Source organism: Candidatus Bathyarchaeota archaeon, from assembly GCA_026014685.1.
Taxonomy (GTDB): Archaea; Thermoproteota; Bathyarchaeia; order Bathyarchaeales; family Bathycorpusculaceae; genus Bathycorpusculum.
Map to the genome: position 1 here is coordinate 134758 of JAOZHW010000003.1, position 16570 is coordinate 151327.

Genomic DNA, 16570 nt, shown 5'->3' on the forward strand with positions numbered 1-16570 from the left:
AAACAGAATGGTTTCGCGTTGGAACTAAAAAAGCAGATCGGCTAGCACTGTTTTGATGTTCTGTTTTGTTTGTTCTCTAAAAGTTGCTGGAGGGGCTGAAAACCCATCAGGTGAATGTGGCTTGTGCATTTGTTGCATCGGATGACCACTTCGTCTAAAACGTAGTCTTTGACGTTTATGTCCAGAATCGAGTAAACCTCGTCTGAGCAGTCGTCTGGCGAGATTTTTGCTCCGCACTCTGGGCAGCGAAACGCCCCATTTCGATCCATCATCGAGAGGTTCACCTTGTACGCGGTGACTTGTTTGGTTCTTTTTTGCTTCATTCTTTTACATCTCCCTTGTTTTTTAGTTTTGGTGGCTACTATATTAATCGGTTTTTCAGAATCTTTCCCAAATTAAGACCATATTCTGCGTTTAAATTGAATATGGGTAAAGTGTGTTGGCAATAGGAATCTTTTATTAGGCAAAATAATCCTTCAAAGGGTAAGTGAAGTATTATGGCTGAATCAATCCAAAAACGGGTACAAGCAGCACTCGACGACATACGCCCCCAAATCCAGATGGACGGCGGAGACGTAGAACTCGTCGCAGTTGAAGGCAAAATCGTAAAAGTCCGCTTAGTCGGGCACTGCGCAGGCTGCCCCATGTCTCAGATGACGCTTAAAAACGGCATCGAAGCACACCTAAAAGCAGTTGTCCCCGAAGTTCAAAGCGTTGAAGCGGTACGTTAAAGGTAACGCATCGCAACCAATTTTTCTGCTCAAGTTTATTTTTGTTATAGATTCTGTTTTCATAAACCATAAGTGCATAAATTGGCTTATTGTTGGGTGGGCTAAGAAGGATGCATTTGATGGTTCGCCATCACACTATGCACTCCGCACAATTCTTAGCCCACTTCTGCGTCGTATTTTCAAGATACAGTGTTATTGCTGTTTGCTATTTTCATGGTTTCTAACCCTGTGGTGTTTCTTAAAGTAAACCAGATACCCAGAAATAACCACCGCAAGTATGACCCAAAGCGAAACTAACCCTAAGCTTGCAGTAGTTTGTGTAAAAAAAGAGTTGCTTCCAACAACGCTAATGTCTTCAGAAAACGCTTCAATGCCCGCCCACTCGGCTTTTACCATGAACGCACCTGTTGCGGTTGGTAACCATGTTGCGATGTATGACCCGTCTTGATTAGTCACCGCTGATGTAAATGGGTTCCACTCACCGACAGCTGGAACCATGTATGAAAGGATCACCGTTTCGCCAATCAGAGGTGTTCCTTCTTGGCTGCAAAGGGTACCGCTGATGTCTACTCCGAAACCAAGCTCCGTCTGAGCGGTACTTGTTGAAATAGAAATGACTACGGGAGGCGACACCTTTATGAAATCAATTTTGAACGAAGACCACCCGCCCACGTTCCCTATTGCACGCTCATGCGCAACGGGAATACCCTTACTTGGAGGATGCCCAAACCCCACAGTATCAGGTCTAATCGCTGAAGACTCAGTGGCAACCTTAACTGAATCTACAAACAATGTGTAGACACCTTTAATGTATTCCAACTTGAATGTCTGGGTGTCAGCGCTTGGTTCCCAACCGTAAACCACAGATCGATAGACTTGGCTGCCTAAGAGATAGACACGGATTGCTGTTCGTGTCCAACTTGCTTCGTTATCTGCCCAAACCTGCAGAACAGTGTCAGCAGAACTGTTCCCAAACGTTCCCCTAGAAATCCACAGACCAGTTCCCCAGTCGCTTATGCAATCATATGTCAAGTCAAATTCAACTACAAAGTCGCCTGAGGCGGGGAAAGGATTGAAGGCACTTGTGATACAGGGGAAACTTGTACCGTCGCCAGTGCTCGCAAGAGTCACTTGACTGTCCGCAACGGTAACTGATCCGCCGAAGGCTGGAAGACCTGACATGTTGGTATTCTCTTGAACTGTCCATTTCATGTCGTTAACTCTGTTTCCGTCGAAATGGTCAAAGAGAGAATTCTTAGAGGCAATTTCGCTTGCTTTCGCCGAAGTATGCGTTAAAGAGAAAACGCATAGTACTAATAACACTATCATCGTGGCAGAGATTGATTTTTTCATGTTGAGACCGCCTAGTCCAGTGAGCATAAATCAACAATAAGTCCCTTTTAGCTCTACTCAGGGAACAAAGTGTTCCGCTAAGAGAACAATCTCTAAACAGGAGTCGCCGAATCCTAAAACATGAACTAGCAGATCGAAAAAGCAATGCTTGCAAAGCCTAAGTCACAAATTCCGCTGCCACACCAAAACTGCGTTAAATCCACTCTACTAAAATCGAATGGACAACTAACATTGCCTAAACTAAAAGAGTAGAAATACACATTTTTGAAAGCTTTTTTAACTTCCAAACCTGATCACACCAATTCAGAAGCCCAAAGTATTGCCGCTTAGGAAATCTGCGGCAGTCTAATAAGCGCAACTCGCTAATCAGTGATTGGGAGACTGCGCATTTGAAAGTCCTGTTCATCGAGCCGCCTAAAGACATCTGGTTTGTCATGGGCGAATACCTGCCGCCGCCGTATGGCATCATCCAACTCGCCGCGTATCTAGAAAAGCAAAACCTAAACGTCCAAATCGAAATCCTTGACTGTAACGCCGAAAAAGTAGATTGGAAAAAACTTGAAGGGCGCATTGCCGATTCTAACCCCGATGTGGTGGCTTGTGCTTCGTTGGCGACATGTAACACCTATCCTGTTGTGAAAACTCTTGAAACAGCCAAACGGGTCGCCCCAAAAGCCCTCACTGTTACAGGTGGTCAGCATTTCACTGCAACTGCTCAAGAGAGCCTACAGCTTTATCCTGAACTTGACGTAATCGTCCGCAACGAGGGCGAACAGACGTTAGCCGAGTTGGTTAAAGCGCGGCAAAACGGTGCGCCTCACGGAAAAATTCAAGGTATCTCCTTTAGAAACCGCGGAGAAGTCGTACATAACGCTTCGAGACCGTTGATCGAAAACCTTGAGGATTTGCCGTTTCCAGGCTACCACCTCGTCAAAGACAACATGCCAAAATACCACTTTTCCATCATGGGCGGCAAAAACTCTCCATACGCACTCATCGAAGGCGCACGCGGATGCAACCACCAATGCACCTTCTGCACACAGTGGCGTCACTGGCAAGCCTGCTGGCGGCTCAAACCCGCCAAACGCATCGCAGACGAAATGGCGTACTGCAGCGAGGAGTTTGGGAGCCAGATGATTTGGTTGACTGACGATAACTTTGGAACTGGACAGCGTCCCAGCCAAATCGCCGATGAAATTATTGCCAAAAAACTGCCAAAAGACGCTTGGTGGTTTGTGCAAGCCCGATGCGACGACATAATCCGCAACAAAGACCTGCTGCCACGGTTGGCGAAGGCGGGGTTAAGCTGGGTTTTGCTCGGCGTAGAAAACTCCAACCCCTCCACACTGGACTACTTCAAGAAAGGCATCACCCCAAACGACGCCAAGACGGCAGTGCGGTTGCTGCAGGACAACGGCATATTCGCCCACGCCATGGTCATTATCGGCAACCGCAAAGAAACCCGCCAATCTATCCGCCAACTCCGCGAGTTCGCTAACGACTTAGACCCCGACTTCATCATGTTCGGCATCCTAACCCCTTTTCCAGGCACAGAAGTCTACGCTGAAGCAGAACGCAACGGCTGGATAGAGGACCGCAACTGGAGCCACTACGACATGATCCACGCCATCATGCCCACTGAAACCCTCTCCACCCACGAGGTACAGGAGGAACTCTACGGATGCTACCGCGACTTCTACGGCTCTTACAGCAGACGCTTCCGAGGAATATTCGCAGCCAACCCCATGAAACGCCGCACCTTTAGACACATGGCAACATGGGGTGTAATGGGAAAAATCAAATTACTATTCTAGGCTAGAGTTATGCGTGGAACTGTGCCTTCCAGTTTTTTCTTGCTGTTTTTGGTTGCTGTGGCAGTTTTCGGTTTGGCAGTGGTTCCCCTCATCTTACTTGAGCCTAACTTGCAAGCAGACCAAATGCCCTATCGCCGCCCACTCATCAGCGCCCTATACAGTGCAGTCTGCGTTTTGGGAGTAGTTGCCGTGTTTTACCCCCGGAGGTGCCGCTTGATGTTCAAAAAACCAAACGTTTCTCCCAACCCCAATGCCTCCGCCTCTTCCACGGTGCAGTTTAGGGGTCATCATCCAGACTGCGAAAAATTCAACGCCAACCGCATCACAATCAGGGGCAGGGCGTTTTGTGCTGCATGCAGCGGTTTGCTGATAGGTACAATAGTTGCCCTTGTGGGGGTTGTTTTGTTTTCTTTAGGGTTTTTTGATTTTGGGTCTGGAAGTTTGGGTGTTTTAGTGGCTGGAGAGGTTTTGATGCTTTTGGGGTTGGGGCAGATAAAAATGAAGGGTTACTCTAAAATGGCTGTGAACGGCGTTTTTGTGATTGCCTCTTTTAGTATTCTGGTTGCGGCGGATTTGTTGGGGCAGAGCTTACTGCTTGATGTCTATGTGCTTGGGTTAATTGTGTTCCTTTTGTGGCTTAGGATTTTGCTCTCTGAATGGCACAATAAACGGATCTGTCTGGTGTGTGGCGACTGCGGTTAAGTTGGGTTAGGTCGGTATTGCCTGCGGCTGTACAGGGCGCCTGCGACGATGAGGACGCCGATGATTATTATGATGAAGGGCCAGAAGTCAAATTTTATGCCATAGGTTTGCAGAAGGAAACTCAATCCGATAAGCACGATGATTGTGCCTATTACGATGCCTACTATCATGTTGCCGTTGGGCAAGCCGAAGCATTCGTTTTCCATTTTGCGGTAGTGTTCTCGGTCGCTTCCAGGGTAACGTTCGCCGACAGTGTAGAGGGGGGCGCCGCAGTTAGCGCAATGAACGTTAGTGTCAGGGTTTTGAGTGCCACATCTGCTACAATAAACCATACCTGCTCTCCTCAATTCAGAAGAGGGAACGATTTAGTTTTAAGATTTGCGGTAACTAAGGATTCTCCAAGAGCAAACAACTCATCAAAAGGGCATTAATCCATTTGAAAGACTTCTAAAATCTTAAAAATTGAAGGCTTAGTTGGTGGTGGGGCCTCCCGGATTTGAACCGGAGTCTATAGAGCCCAAGTCTACAAGCCTGGACCAAGCTAGCCGAAGGCCCCACATTGGTTGGGTGGAACAGTATTTCCTCTGCATCCATAAAAACCTTGTCAACCCCAAAAGCCAAACCACGCTTCAGCAATGTAGCCGATGCTTTTTGTGGATGATGAAATTCTGCCTAAAAATATGCATAACTTAGGTTACTTGCCTCTATATGCCATCTGGAACGGGTGCAGTTTAGTCATAGCTCAGTAAAAGACTATTCATAACGCTTATCTTTATGGTTGGCTCTCAATGCGGGTAACTATAGGTGTAGTTTCATGGGAAACATTACAGTCGCCGTTCTTGGACCAGTGGGTTACAGTGGGGGAATCGGTAAAAAAGGAACATCCACAGACATAACGCTCTACGACGTCAAAAAAGGCGAAGCAACTGTCACTTTAATCGAGCCTACACGTTACCCTGAACGTTTAGCGCCCTTATTCTACACTTGCGCTTTAGCTACCAAAGCCATAGTGGTTGTCGACGAATTAAACGCCACATTTGGCGAACAGCTGGTTATGCTTCAGTGTGCAGGCATAAAAACGGGGTACTTTGTGCTTCGCAATTATATTCCTAAAGAAAAAATTGAGCCACTCATAAAAGGCACAAGTATCGAAGGTTTCGAATTCTTGACGGATGACACTAACGTGTTACGTGAGAAACTTCTCGCGGAAGCCGCTCAAGTAAAACCCGTCGAGGGGCAAGCGGTTGGAGCAGTGCCAGTTGATCACGCCTTCAACGTGAAAGGTGTCGGTGTTGTCGTTTTAGGTATAGTAGTGTATGGAACTGTCGTGAAGCATGCAAAACTGAAAGCTTTGCCTAGCTCTAAGGTTGCCGAAGTTCGCTCCATCCAGAAGCATGACGACGAATTTGAAACTGCCTCTTTAGGCGACCGCGTTGGCTTCGCACTTAAGAACGTGGAAGTTGAAGATTTGGATCGAGGCGTCGTTTTAACGAACGATCCCGCAATCAAAACATCGAATAAACTTGAAACCACTGCTTCTCTTGTCAAGTACTGGCAAACACCCATCAAGGCAGGTATGGTTATGCATGTTGGTCACTGGGCTCAGTTCGTCACGGCTAAAATCGAAGCTGCAACTGAGGGAGGAGACTTTAGAAAACCGAACCTTACCTTAGCTTTGGATAAACCGTTGGTTTATCGTCCTGGTGATAAGGCCGTTTTGATGTACTTGGAGGGCGCTAAACTGCGGGTGGCGGGAACACTCGACTTAACATAGCCGTAACTTGTATGTTCCCATCCGAGCGCACTTCGTACCGATTATACTTGGGGAATTCATATTTGTGATATTGTCCCGAATTTCTGAGCCCATGTAAACAACGTTTATTACTGATCAGCCTTCAAGCGGCTTTCGGGAAACACCTCTGAAGACTAAAGACAACTCTCGCTTACAAGCCCTAGACACCTCTATACGCGTAAAGTTAGGTGTATCTCTGGGTGTTGATGGCAAACTTGTATGCTTGGTTGCCTTCGCCGCGATTTATGGCTTAGTCTTCATAAACTACATCGATGTGGCGTCTTCAGGGTTTACTTACGGCTATCATGTATGGCTGGTTTTGATGTATTTCTTACCTTTTGTTGGGTTCTCTATGTTTAACCTAAAAAACTGGGGCCTCACAGTTGGGTTAGGTTTGTTCGCGTCGCTTATGAACGACGTTTTTTATGGTTTAACCAAATACATCTTCGGCGTATCTTATGACATAAACAGGTACTACAGTCTATGGCTAATTCCGCAGGGTGAAAAATTGTTCAGCTTGAATTTGGGCTTCACCGAGATCCCCGTTTATTCTTGGATGATGGCACTCTCAATTTACATCCGAATCGCGGTTGTGGCTGCTCTTTTGTGGTACTGGAAACGCATCCAAACTACAAAAAGCCCTTTGCAACCGACCGCTGCGGTTTTTTCGGTATCAAAATAGTCCTTGTGTGTTGTATGCTTTAATTTAGAATAGGCCTTTTTTGCGTCATCCGTAACTTCTAATCAGGAAATTGTAAAAGGTAACTTTCGGAGTGGCGCAGTTCATTGATTTATGGAATAATTTAAAATAAGCCTTCTGGTTTATATCAGAGAAACACTAACAAAACAGGCATACAGGGGAAACATGAGCTATGAGTGATGAAGGCGACACATTCTGGGTATCCTTATTTGAGAGGCTAATCGGTTTACTTCTCATCGTAATCGGAGCAGTCTTGCTCTACTTCACCGCGACCACAGCCGAATTAGGCGGATTCGGCTTGTTCTTCGGCGTCATAAGCATAGTCTTGGTCATCGTTGGCCTGTTTTTGCTCTTGGTAAAACCGCCACAATAACCCGTCTTATTCTCTTCTTTCCAATGCATGCAAAGGTAGATTAGTTACCCAAAACACAAAATTAAATGAGCGAATTTATTAACAAAAACTGATACAATCAACCCTTACTATAGGAGAAAAACGAAGATGCCCATACGCCAACCCATAGTTTGTGTTCTCGGACACGTAGACTCAGGAAAAACCTCACTGCTTGACGAGTTACGCAAGACTAACGTGCAGGTCCGTGAAGCAGGCGGCATGACCCAACATATAGGTGCCAGCTTTTTCCCTGTCGAAACCCTAAAACAGCTAATTGGACCCTACATGGGCAGCTTCAAAACTGGTATAGAAATTCCAGGTTTACTCATCGTGGATACGCCTGGACATGAAGCTTTCACTAACTTGCGGCGCAGGGGCGGAAGCGTTGCCGACATTGCTATACTTGTTGTGGATGCGTTGCGTGGGTTTGAGGCGCAGACTTTTGAGTGTATCGAAATTCTCAAAGCCCGAAAAACCCCGTTCATTGTGGCGGTTAACAAAATTGACCGTATACCTGGCTGGAAACCTCAGCAGAACACGCCTTTTATGAAATCTAACGCTTCGCAATCGAGTTACGTTCAAGAGGAACTCAACAATCGTCTCTACCAAGTTATGGGTGACTTCAGCCGTCTCGGATTCAAAACTGACCGCTTTGACCACATCCGCGACTTCACTCAAAACGTTGCTTTGGTGCCGACTAGCGCGAAAACTGGTGAAGGTCTCGCTGAGTTGGTTATGGTTTTGGTTGGTTTAACGCAGCAGTTTCTAAAGAAGCGTCTGCAAACGGCTGATGGTCCCGCGAAAGGCTCCATTTTGGAGGTCAAAGAGGAACCAGGGTTAGGTATGACGCTTAACACCATCATTTATGATGGTACGTTGCATAAGGATGATTTAGTTGTGGTCGGTGGGAAAGATGGCCCGATTTCTGCGCGGGTTAGGACAATTTTGGTGCCTAAACCGCTTGATGAAATGCGTGACCCACGTGACAAATTCAGCAGCGTAGATTGTGTTTATGCTAGTGCAGGTGTGAAGATTGTTGCGCCAGGTTTGGAGTGCGCGTTGGCTGGTGCACCACTACTTGCTGTGCCTGCAGGCGAGGAAGCCTCGAAGTATTGTGAAATGATCACTGAGGAAGTAGGCAGAATCCGCATCACCAAAGAAATCGACGGCGTAATTGTTAAGGCTGACACTCTTGGCTCTTTGGAGGCGATGGCTGAAATCCTCAAAGCCAACAACGTGCAGGTTCGAAGTGCAGACATCGGCGACATTAGTAAACGCGACGTAATCGAAGCTTCAGTGGTGAAGCAACGTGAACCGCTGGTAGGCGCGATTTTGGCGTTCGGCGTCAAAACGTTGCCCGACGCGGAAGCTGAAGCGGAGGCTAATGGCGTTAAAATTTTCCGCGACCCAATTATTTACAACCTTATCGACGGCTATCTTGAATGGGTTAAGGCTAAAAAGGAAGCAAAGAGCGCAGAAGAGTTTGAGGCGCTGGTTAAACCGGGTAAAGTTATGGTTTTACCTAACTGTATTTTCCGTCGCGCGAAGCCGTTGGTTGTGGGGGTGGAAATTCAAGGAGGCAGAATTAAACCTAAAGTTTCGCTTATCAGAAAAGAGGACGGTTCTGATTTAGGTGAAATCCAGCAGATTCAGGACAAAGGCAAAGCAATAGGCGAAGCAAAAGCAGGTGCAGAGGTGGCGATTTCGATGGATAAACCCATCGCGGGGCGTCACATCTTCGAGAGGGATGTTTTGTTTGTGAAAGTGCCTGAGGACGACGCTAAAAAACTGCTTACGGCGCATCTGGATGATTTAACTGCTGAGGAGCAAGATGTACTTAAAGAATACATAAATATGATGCGTAAAAAAATCCCCTTCTGGGCAGGCGTCATGTAGCGTTGGGTCTGCTAAGTTTTTTTGTTTTTTCTCATTTTGGGGCGCATACGTTTCCGTATCCGCACCTGATGGAGTCACGCGACGTCTCAAAGCTGACCTCCCCTCCCTTATTTAAAGAACAAGATTTTGCGTTTGTAAAAGAGACAATTATGGCAACCTCTCCGTTTTCTCGTTCATGAACTGTCTAGCTATTTCCTGTTCATCTTCTTCTGAGAGGACTCTTTTAGCCTTCTTGAAAAGTTCTTTCTCTTCTTCCTCAACGTGCATGTCTATTGTTTCGCTTAGAACCTTAACTTTGGCTAGTTTAGCTTCGGTGTCTTCTGTGTCGTCTATGTCGTTCATCACTTTTTTGCTAACTTCATGTTCCTCGTATGATTCAAGCGTCAGCAGCCTTGTTTCCGCGTTGTTTTCTAACCGTGGATAGAGAAGTTTTTCTTCGCCCGCCATGTGTATCTGCAAAGCTGTCCTAATCTGATTGTAGATTTTGTCTTGATAGCGTTCCTCATCGACGATTTGTTTAAACAGTTTCTTTACATCTTTATGCTCTAGCTTCAGTATGTCGTAGATGGTTGCGTTGTCTCTTATTTTTTCTTGTTCCCGTCTGAGTTCATCCTGTAAAACTGGACTTTCCATACAATCACCTCCCATCCCCCAAAAAAAGATACTGTTACCTCGCCATTTCCCTACAAGATTCAGCGCAACGCCTGCACACACTCGCGCATTCTTTCATGAAGTCCTCCTCAAATCTGTCGCAGTCGTCGGCGCATTCGTCGCAGATGTCCGCGCATATACCACATGTTTGAGGGTGATAGGTGGAGTTGCGTAGCATGAAGTCGGCGTTGAGGTTGCAGATTTTTGCGCAGTCTATGAGAAGGTTGATGTGGTCGGGTTCGGCGTGTTTTCCTCTGAGGTTTAGGCAGTGGATTGTGGTGTTGGTGCAGGTTTGGTAGCAGTCCAGTGAGTCTTTGATGCATTGTTGGACCTCTTGGATAGTCATCAATTCTGAGCTTTGGATTTGCTCTAATTCCTCCATTGATCCAACAATTCGTCCAGCCACAGGGGACGGGTTTTTCTGTTGCCAGCCTTCTTCGGCGTCTTCTATGGTTTGTGCTTCGTTTTCTGGGTTTTCTTCGTCTTCATGTATGGGGCGCATGTCTCTGGCAGAGGCTTCTCCAAGATAATTTGAGCTTGAGGTGGTTTTTTCGTGGGGTTCATAACTGTATGATTTGGACAAACCTTCACCTCCCTATCAATCCGCCACCAAAGAACAAAGCAAACATCGATTTTTGCGTCGTTTGGGTATAGCTGTGACTTTGTGATAGGTTACATGAATATGTCTGTTCGGGTTTGATTTAAAAATATGTGACTGCCAATCTGCGCCTACATCAAAGCAAAAGATAAAGATTTGTCTTTGTTTCTTTGGTTGGTTCACTGTTTTTTCTTTTTAGTTGTAGTTGCAGAAAAAGCCTAAGTACATCAACAATCAGCAACTTGTTTTTAGGTGTCTGCTTTTTCTTTGGCTATGAGGGCGACAGCAAACTGGTTGGTTTTTCGCAAGCAGTTCAGGTTGGTGGGCGCGGTTGGCATGGAACAGCCATGTTTGCTGCTCTCAGCTGACCCCCTCTCCTTATTTAAGACAGAATAGCCTTCCTCTCTTTATGTGATTGTGGCGGTTTTTGGATGCCACAAGAAGGCGTTTGGTTGCGGTTGCTTTTTGGGTTCGGCTTGTGTGTGGGATTCTGTTTGGATGTGGCAGCGGAGTTTTTCTCTACAAGAATACATAGGAAAAACTGATTATCCGTGTGGCGCTTTGCTGTGAGTGTTTTTGTTTTCACAAACCATCAACAACCAAAGCAATTCCCGCAGGGCAAAAGTTAAGATACCACTAAACCCATATACAAAGCAAAGGTGAACCTCGCATTATGACTACAATTTTGACTGCTGAAGAAAAAGAACTTCTCACCCGCGCCGCAACCCTCATGAAAGCACTCCTAGAAACCATTGAAGTCAGCCAAGACAAAACCACCGCCAAAGAACTAAAAAAAGCCCTCCAAGAAGTCGAAGACGGAAAATCGCGACCCATAGAAGAACTCATAAGAGAGCTTGGCCTTGAAAAAGAGGTACCAACTTAGAGTCGCTCCAACCTTTTCAAGGGGACTCAAAAAACTTGACAAAAACACCCAAATCCAGATTCTAACACATGCCCTGGCGCTAAAAACCGACCCATTCATTGGCAAACCGCTGCGAGGCGACTGGAAAGGCATCTACTCGCTAAGAATAGGCACATACCGAATTCTCTATACAACCAAAAAAACGGAAATCCACCTACTCTACGTCGGACACCGAAAAAACATCTACCACTAACCACTTTGAAAACCACGCTTCTGATTTGCCGCTACCGCCCCTCCCTTATATATAGAAAAAGAGGTAAAGGTCACTCTACAGAGATCCGCCTAACCCTCTGGTAAATTGCAAACATATCCAGACAGGTTCAGCGGACAGGCAAGGTATTGCTTGGGCTCTATTTTTTGGGGAGTAATTCGTTTAGTTCGTAGCTTGCGCCACAGAGCACGGTGTCTGCGCCGCCGTAGTAGACGATGACTTGGTCATCTAACTGTACGTTTCCGCAGCTGAAAACCACGTTGGGTACGTCGCCGACGCATTCGTAGTCTTCGCAGGGTGTCAGTATGGGTTTCTCTGAGCGGTACAGCACTTTTTCAGGGTTACTCTTATCCAGCAAAGCAGCGCCAAGCGAGTAGTGCTTCTTTTCATCTACACCATGATAGATGAACAGGTAACCTTCGTTGAGTTCGATGGGTGTGCCTGCCGCGCCGATTTTAACGCTGTCCCACATCTTGTCGCGGGGTTCCATGATTGATTTGAAGTCGTGCCACCGTTTGAGGTCCTCGGAGTAGGAAACGCAGATACTGGGTTCGATGCGGTGGAACATGACGTATTTGCCGTCAACTTTTCCGGGCAGAATAACTGCGTCTTTGTTGCGGACGCCTGGAAACGGCAGGGTGCGTTCTTTCCAGTTCCAGTTGCGTTTCACGAAGTCTGCGAGGTTAATTTGGGTTAGTGAGATTTGGAATATCACTGGAAAATCATGGTTTCGATAGGCAGTGTATGCCATGATGCATTGGTCGCCCATCACCGTTAAGCGTGGATCTTCGCAGCCGTCGCGTTCCGCGTGGTTGACTGGCGTGAAGATTGGTGTGTCAAAACGTTCTTTTATGGTGAAACCGTCGTTGGATGTTGCTAAGCCCAGTCTTGAAACCATGTCTGTGCCCTGTGCGCGGTAGACGATATGGACTAAGCCGTCGCTGTAGATGGCTGCTGCGTTGAACACAGACCTGTTTTCCCAAGAGTTGGTCTTTACTGGTTTTAATATGGGGTTATGTACAAATCGTTTCATTAATCCCCTCTCCCTTCCTGAAGCAGTCCTCTAGCAGGGTAAAATATAAACTTCATCCCAAAGTATGGTCAAAAACGCCTGTGTGACTGTCAAAGCACAATCACATCGGCTTAAAGACAGCCAAATCTTTATGGTATGGCGTGATTTGTTGTTGGCAAACTATATTCTAGGCACTCCTACGTTGACTGGCGTTAAAGAAGTTGCTTACGTCAGCACATTTCCACCTCGAAAATGCGGCATAGCCACCTTCACAGCGGATCTAGTTAACTCAGTGGGGCAACTGGGCAAATTAAGAAACCAAAAAGTCATCTCCATCGATGGCCGACGGCTGTCTAAACCGACTTTCGGGGGGTTTGAGGATAAAATCGGCCGCGACTTCGCCGAAGACTACGTATTAATGGCGAATTTCCTCAACAACTCTTCTGTTAACGTGGTGAACATTCAGCATGAATTCGGTATTTTCGGCGGCGAATCAGGCGAATACATCTGCAACTTTCTTGACCGCATAAAGCGGCCTGTTGCCACGACACTTCACACAGTTTTGCCTAATTTTGAGAACAAAGCCAAAGAAGTCTTCCACGATGTGGTTGCGAAGAGCACGGCGATTGTGGTTCTCAACGAAACCACGCGGGGGCTGCTCTGCAGCTATGGAGTTCCCTCAAATAAGGTGAAGCTTATTCCTCACGGTTGCCCAGACCTGCCATTGGTAGCCAGCAGCAAAGTCAAACCAAAACTGGGGCTGAAAAACAAAGTCGTCCTGTCGACGTTTGGGTTGCTGGGCAGGGGCAAAGGCATCGAACACGTCATCGAGGCCCTCCCCAAAATAGTAAAGAAGGAACCCCGTCTCGTCTACTATGTACTAGGTGTCACGCATCCTCAAGTGAAAAAAGTGGAAGGCGAACAATACCGCAACTCGCTGCTGAGGAAAGCAAAAAACCTCGGATTAAGAAACCATGTGCGGTTCCTAAACCGTTTTCTCTCTAAAACTGAACTCTACACTTACTTGCAAGCTACAGACGTGTACATAACACCATATCTGTCGCCAAATCAGGTCAGCAGCGGCACCTTATCTTATGCTTTGGCGGCGGGAAAAGCAGTTGTTTCCACTCCTTACCTGCACGCTAAAGAAGCCCTCGGTGAAGGTCGCGGGCTCTTCTGCAGGTTTAACGACTCGGAATCCATCGCTGAACAGGTTACTACCGTCATTGAGAACCCTATTCTTCGTCGCTCACTTGAGAAAAAAGCGTACCATTACAGCCGCAAATTCACTTGGTCCCATGTCGCCCAAAAATACCTCGAGTTATTCGACGAATTAACCATGCATTCGGAGGCGAAGTGCCATACGGCTTCCCCCATTAAAAATCGATTACCTCAAAGCGTTTACAGATGACACAGGCGTGTTCCAGCACGCAAAATTATGTATACCTAAACGCGGGGAAGGCTACACAACCGACGACAACGCCCGAGCATTAATCGCTGTAGTGAGGTACCACCGTCTAAAACGCGACCCAGCTGTGGAGCGTTTAGCAAGCATCTATCTGGCGTTTCTTAACCACATGCAGAAACCTGATGGCAACTTCCACAATTACCTCAGCTATGAACGCACGTACCTAGATGTAGATGGCTCGGAGGATTCTGCAGGTCGGGCCCTCTGGGCTTGTGGTTGTGCTTTGAATTCTGCTTTACCTCGGGATATGCGGTTGGTTGCCAAAGACATTTTTGACCGCGGTTTACCTTGGGTTTGGAAATCTACTTCGCTCCGGTTCTACTCCGCCGCCATAGCTGGACTCTACCAATACCGCCAAGCCGTCCCCAACGGCGACAGCGCAGCGCACGCCGAAAAACTCGGCGACACTTTAGTGCAGCATTTCCGTGACGAAAACAAAGGTGAATGGCGCTGGTTTGAACCCCACTTGACTTATGATAACGCCCGCTTGGTTGAGGCGCTCTTTTTGGCGTATCTTATGGTAAAGAAACCCGTGTTTCTTAATGTAGCTGAGGAGGCGATGACTTTTCTGCTTGAAACCCAACTGGTGGACGGCGTGTTTGTTCCCATTGGTAACGATGGCTGGTTCAAGCGTGGCGGAAGTCGACCCTTCTATGATCAGCAGCCACTGGAAGCAGCGGCGATGGTTGAGGCAGCCGTAGACGGCTATTTGGCAACCAAAAACGAACGCTACCTCGATGTTGCAAACGTGGTTTTCGGGTGGTTTTTAGGTAGAAACAGCCGCAACATCATGATGTACAATCCCGAAACTGGTGGATGCTACGACGGTTTAAGCGCAGATTCCGTTAACACAAATCAAGGAGGCGAATCTTCAATCTCGTATCTGTTGGCTCGGCTTAGGCTTGAGGGAGTGCGCAGGGGATTTTAGTGTCAGAAGAGGATTTAAGCATGGAACTACCTTGGTTTAGTGGATAGTATTCTGTTTTTTGGGTGATTGAATGTGTGAACCCATGCTTAAAATCAAAGACATCATGTGTAAGAGGGTTGTTACCGCAAAAGAAGATATGCTAATTCAGGACGCAGTGCAGTTGCTAAACGATATGCATGTGGGCTCCATAATAGTTATCGACGAGGAAGAACGCTGCAAAGGCATCTTTACAGAACGCGACGCCATACGCGTAATAGCCGCCAAGTACCCCACAAACGAGCCGATAAGCAAAATCATGAGCCGCCACGTCGTAACCATCTCCTTTGAAGCCTCCTTCGACGAAGCCAAACGCCTCATGCTCTCCCACGACATACGCCACCTTCCAGTCACAGACCAAACAGGCAAACTTGTCGGTTTGTTCTCGCTTAGAGCCTTCTTCGATGAAATTATGGGTATCAAGACGCCGATACCGAGCGCCACTTGAGGGGTGAGCTTTGGCTATGGAACGTTTTGCAGGTAACCCCATACTTAAACCCATAGAGGCGCATGCTTGGGAGTCAAGAGAGGTCTTCAACGCAGCCGCCGTCTACCTCGAGGGCAAAGTGCACCTCCTCTACAGAGCAATAGGCAACGACGGCATTTCACGGCTTGGCTACGCGAATTCTAAAGACGGCTTCACCATTGATGAACGGTTGCCGCAACCCGTTTTTGAGCCAGCCTTTGAAAGTGAAAAAGACGGCGTGGAAGACCCAAGACTCTCCTTGATAGATAAAAAGTTAGTCATGACCTACACTGCCCTCTGCGAGTTCAAACACCTCCAATCCTATCAAGTGGCCCTAACAGACATCTCCGTGGAAGATTTTATCCAGAAACGCTGGAACTGGGGAACCCGCAGACTTCCGTTTTCGGGTATACGAAACAAAAACGCTGTGGTTTTTCCCGAGAAAATAGGCGGCCGCTATGTTATGTTTCACCGCATTGAACCTGACCTTTGCGTTGCTTACTCGGAGGATTTAGAGAAATGGTGCGATGTTATGTGTGTGATGAAACCAAGGGTTGTGGGTTGGGATAACTGGAAAATCGGCGTTGCAGGTACCCCGATAAAAACCAGTGAGGGCTGGCTGGTTGTTTATCATGGGGTGAGTGTGGAGAAGATGTATTCGTTGGGGTTGGCTTTGCTTGACTTGGAGCATCCCGAGAGGGTGCTGTACCGTTCGAAGACTCCGATTTTGGTTCCTGTTGCTGATTATGAGCGCTTCGGCAAGGTGCCTAACGTGGTTTTCAGCTGCGGTAACGTGGTTATAGGCGACCGCTTTTTCCTTTATTATGGCGGTGCAGACAGCGTGCTATGCGTTGCATCCATAAACTTCAACGAACTCCTCGCCTTAGTACACAAATAAA

General features: G+C 47.1%; 20 protein-coding genes and 1 tRNA gene. 13 read left to right on the forward strand and 8 right to left on the reverse strand.

Annotated features, from left to right (window positions below; all coding sequences use genetic code 11):
* Positions 1 to 41 precede the first annotated feature (41 nt).
* Positions 42 to 323 (reverse strand): hypothetical protein, encoded by a 282-nt coding sequence (locus tag NWE96_01935; GenBank protein MCW3982738.1) that lies wholly within the window; start codon positions 321 to 323, stop codon positions 42 to 44.
* A gap of 186 nt (positions 324 to 509) precedes the next feature.
* On the opposite strand from NWE96_01935, the gene NWE96_01940 reads away from it, so the two are divergent.
* Positions 510 to 731, forward strand: coding sequence for a NifU family protein (locus NWE96_01940; GenBank protein MCW3982739.1), 222 nt, complete (start codon positions 510 to 512; stop codon positions 729 to 731).
* Between the two features lie 192 nt (positions 732 to 923).
* On the opposite strand, the gene NWE96_01945 is transcribed toward NWE96_01940, so the two are convergent.
* The gene (locus tag NWE96_01945; GenBank protein MCW3982740.1) at positions 924 to 2084 is read right to left on the reverse strand and encodes a hypothetical protein; all 1161 of its coding nucleotides are present in this window, start codon (positions 2082 to 2084) and stop codon (positions 924 to 926) included.
* A gap of 389 nt (positions 2085 to 2473) precedes the next feature.
* On the opposite strand from NWE96_01945, the gene NWE96_01950 reads away from it, so the two are divergent.
* On the forward strand, positions 2474 to 3898 hold the full coding sequence (locus NWE96_01950) for a B12-binding domain-containing radical SAM protein (GenBank protein MCW3982741.1): 1425 nt from the start codon (positions 2474 to 2476) through the stop codon (positions 3896 to 3898).
* Positions 3899 to 3907: 9 nt separating this feature from the next.
* Positions 3908 to 4600 (forward strand): hypothetical protein, encoded by a 693-nt coding sequence (locus NWE96_01955; GenBank protein ID MCW3982742.1) that lies wholly within the window; start codon positions 3908 to 3910, stop codon positions 4598 to 4600.
* On the opposite strand, the gene NWE96_01960 is transcribed toward NWE96_01955, so the two are convergent.
* Positions 4597 to 4932 carry a zinc-ribbon domain-containing protein gene (locus tag NWE96_01960; protein MCW3982743.1) on the reverse strand — a complete coding sequence of 112 codons (336 nt, stop codon included), beginning with the start codon at positions 4930 to 4932 and terminating at the stop codon, positions 4597 to 4599. The genes NWE96_01955 and NWE96_01960 overlap by 4 nt on opposite strands.
* 146 nt (positions 4933 to 5078) lie before the next feature.
* Positions 5079 to 5156: transfer RNA gene (locus tag NWE96_01965), tRNA-Pro, on the reverse strand.
* 258 nt (positions 5157 to 5414) lie between these two features.
* On the opposite strand from NWE96_01965, the gene NWE96_01970 reads away from it, so the two are divergent.
* The 4 genes from NWE96_01970 (at position 5415) to infB (ending at position 9379) form a co-directional block, all read left to right on the forward strand.
* The gene (locus NWE96_01970) at positions 5415 to 6374 is read left to right on the forward strand and encodes an elongation factor Tu (protein ID MCW3982744.1); all 960 of its coding nucleotides are present in this window, start codon (positions 5415 to 5417) and stop codon (positions 6372 to 6374) included.
* Positions 6375 to 6615: 241 nt separating this feature from the next.
* Positions 6616 to 7074, forward strand: coding sequence for a hypothetical protein (locus NWE96_01975; GenBank protein MCW3982745.1), 459 nt, complete (start codon positions 6616 to 6618; stop codon positions 7072 to 7074).
* A gap of 190 nt (positions 7075 to 7264) precedes the next feature.
* A complete protein-coding gene (locus tag NWE96_01980) occupies positions 7265 to 7465 on the forward strand; it encodes a hypothetical protein (protein MCW3982746.1) in 201 nt (66 codons plus the stop codon).
* Between the two features lie 126 nt (positions 7466 to 7591).
* Positions 7592 to 9379: a translation initiation factor IF-2 gene (infB, locus tag NWE96_01985; protein MCW3982747.1), complete on the forward strand. Its 1788-nt coding sequence runs from the start codon at positions 7592 to 7594 to the stop codon at positions 9377 to 9379.
* Positions 9380 to 9526: 147 nt separating this feature from the next.
* On the opposite strand, the gene NWE96_01990 is transcribed toward infB, so the two are convergent.
* From NWE96_01990 to NWE96_02000, 3 genes are all read right to left on the reverse strand, one after another.
* A complete protein-coding gene (locus NWE96_01990; protein MCW3982748.1) occupies positions 9527 to 10012 on the reverse strand; it encodes a hemerythrin domain-containing protein in 486 nt (161 codons plus the stop codon).
* A 34-nt stretch (positions 10013 to 10046) separates the two neighbouring features.
* Positions 10047 to 10376, reverse strand: coding sequence for a four-helix bundle copper-binding protein (locus tag NWE96_01995; GenBank protein ID MCW3982749.1), 330 nt, complete (start codon positions 10374 to 10376; stop codon positions 10047 to 10049).
* Between the two features lie 659 nt (positions 10377 to 11035).
* The gene (locus NWE96_02000; protein MCW3982750.1) at positions 11036 to 11161 is read right to left on the reverse strand and encodes a hypothetical protein; all 126 of its coding nucleotides are present in this window, start codon (positions 11159 to 11161) and stop codon (positions 11036 to 11038) included.
* 140 nt (positions 11162 to 11301) lie between these two features.
* Here NWE96_02000 and NWE96_02005 point away from each other — a divergent pair, with 140 nt between their 5' ends.
* Complete coding sequence (locus NWE96_02005; protein MCW3982751.1) at positions 11302 to 11511, forward strand: hypothetical protein; 210 nt, start codon at positions 11302 to 11304, stop codon at positions 11509 to 11511.
* Positions 11489 to 11743: a type II toxin-antitoxin system RelE/ParE family toxin gene (locus NWE96_02010; GenBank protein MCW3982752.1), complete on the forward strand. Its 255-nt coding sequence runs from the start codon at positions 11489 to 11491 to the stop codon at positions 11741 to 11743. The genes NWE96_02005 and NWE96_02010 overlap by 23 nt, the downstream gene beginning before the upstream one ends.
* A 157-nt stretch (positions 11744 to 11900) precedes the next feature.
* On the opposite strand, the gene NWE96_02015 is transcribed toward NWE96_02010, so the two are convergent.
* Positions 11901 to 12794: a glycosidase gene (locus NWE96_02015; protein MCW3982753.1), complete on the reverse strand. Its 894-nt coding sequence runs from the start codon at positions 12792 to 12794 to the stop codon at positions 11901 to 11903.
* Between the two features lie 82 nt (positions 12795 to 12876).
* Between NWE96_02015 and NWE96_02020 the strand changes: the two genes are divergently transcribed.
* The 4 genes from NWE96_02020 to NWE96_02035 all read left to right on the forward strand — a co-directional run bounded on the left by NWE96_02020 (position 12877) and on the right by NWE96_02035 (position 16569).
* Positions 12877 to 14184 carry a glycosyltransferase family 4 protein gene (locus NWE96_02020; GenBank protein MCW3982754.1) on the forward strand — a complete coding sequence of 436 codons (1308 nt, stop codon included), beginning with the start codon at positions 12877 to 12879 and terminating at the stop codon, positions 14182 to 14184.
* 7 nt (positions 14185 to 14191) lie between these two features.
* On the forward strand, positions 14192 to 15169 hold the full coding sequence (locus tag NWE96_02025; GenBank protein ID MCW3982755.1) for a hypothetical protein: 978 nt from the start codon (positions 14192 to 14194) through the stop codon (positions 15167 to 15169).
* Positions 15170 to 15239: 70 nt separating this feature from the next.
* A complete protein-coding gene (locus NWE96_02030; protein ID MCW3982756.1) occupies positions 15240 to 15653 on the forward strand; it encodes a CBS domain-containing protein in 414 nt (137 codons plus the stop codon).
* Between the two features lie 16 nt (positions 15654 to 15669).
* Positions 15670 to 16569, forward strand: coding sequence for a glycosidase (locus NWE96_02035; GenBank protein MCW3982757.1), 900 nt, complete (start codon positions 15670 to 15672; stop codon positions 16567 to 16569).
* Position 16570: the final 1 nt, after the last annotated feature.

Coding starts and splice junctions, on each gene's coding strand:
- NWE96_01935 (MCW3982738.1), bottom strand. CDS start 323: ATGAAGCAAAAAAGAACCAAACAAGTCACCGCGTACAAGGTGAACCTC.
- NWE96_01945 (MCW3982740.1), bottom strand. CDS start 2,084: ATGAAAAAATCAATCTCTGCCACGATGATAGTGTTATTAGTACTATGC.
- NWE96_01955 (MCW3982742.1), top strand. CDS start 3,908: ATGCGTGGAACTGTGCCTTCCAGTTTTTTCTTGCTGTTTTTGGTTGCT.
- NWE96_01960 (MCW3982743.1), bottom strand. CDS start 4,932: ATGGTTTATTGTAGCAGATGTGGCACTCAAAACCCTGACACTAACGTT.
- NWE96_01970 (MCW3982744.1), top strand. CDS start 5,415: ATGGGAAACATTACAGTCGCCGTTCTTGGACCAGTGGGTTACAGTGGG.
- NWE96_01980 (MCW3982746.1), top strand. CDS start 7,265: ATGAGTGATGAAGGCGACACATTCTGGGTATCCTTATTTGAGAGGCTA.
- infB (MCW3982747.1), top strand. CDS start 7,592: ATGCCCATACGCCAACCCATAGTTTGTGTTCTCGGACACGTAGACTCA.
- NWE96_01990 (MCW3982748.1), bottom strand. CDS start 10,012: ATGGAAAGTCCAGTTTTACAGGATGAACTCAGACGGGAACAAGAAAAA.
- NWE96_01995 (MCW3982749.1), bottom strand. CDS start 10,376: ATGACTATCCAAGAGGTCCAACAATGCATCAAAGACTCACTGGACTGC.
- NWE96_02000 (MCW3982750.1), bottom strand. CDS start 11,161: ATGTATTCTTGTAGAGAAAAACTCCGCTGCCACATCCAAACAGAATCC.
- NWE96_02005 (MCW3982751.1), top strand. CDS start 11,302: ATGACTACAATTTTGACTGCTGAAGAAAAAGAACTTCTCACCCGCGCC.
- NWE96_02015 (MCW3982753.1), bottom strand. CDS start 12,794: ATGAAACGATTTGTACATAACCCCATATTAAAACCAGTAAAGACCAAC.
- NWE96_02030 (MCW3982756.1), top strand. CDS start 15,240: ATGTGTGAACCCATGCTTAAAATCAAAGACATCATGTGTAAGAGGGTT.
- NWE96_02035 (MCW3982757.1), top strand. CDS start 15,670: ATGGAACGTTTTGCAGGTAACCCCATACTTAAACCCATAGAGGCGCAT.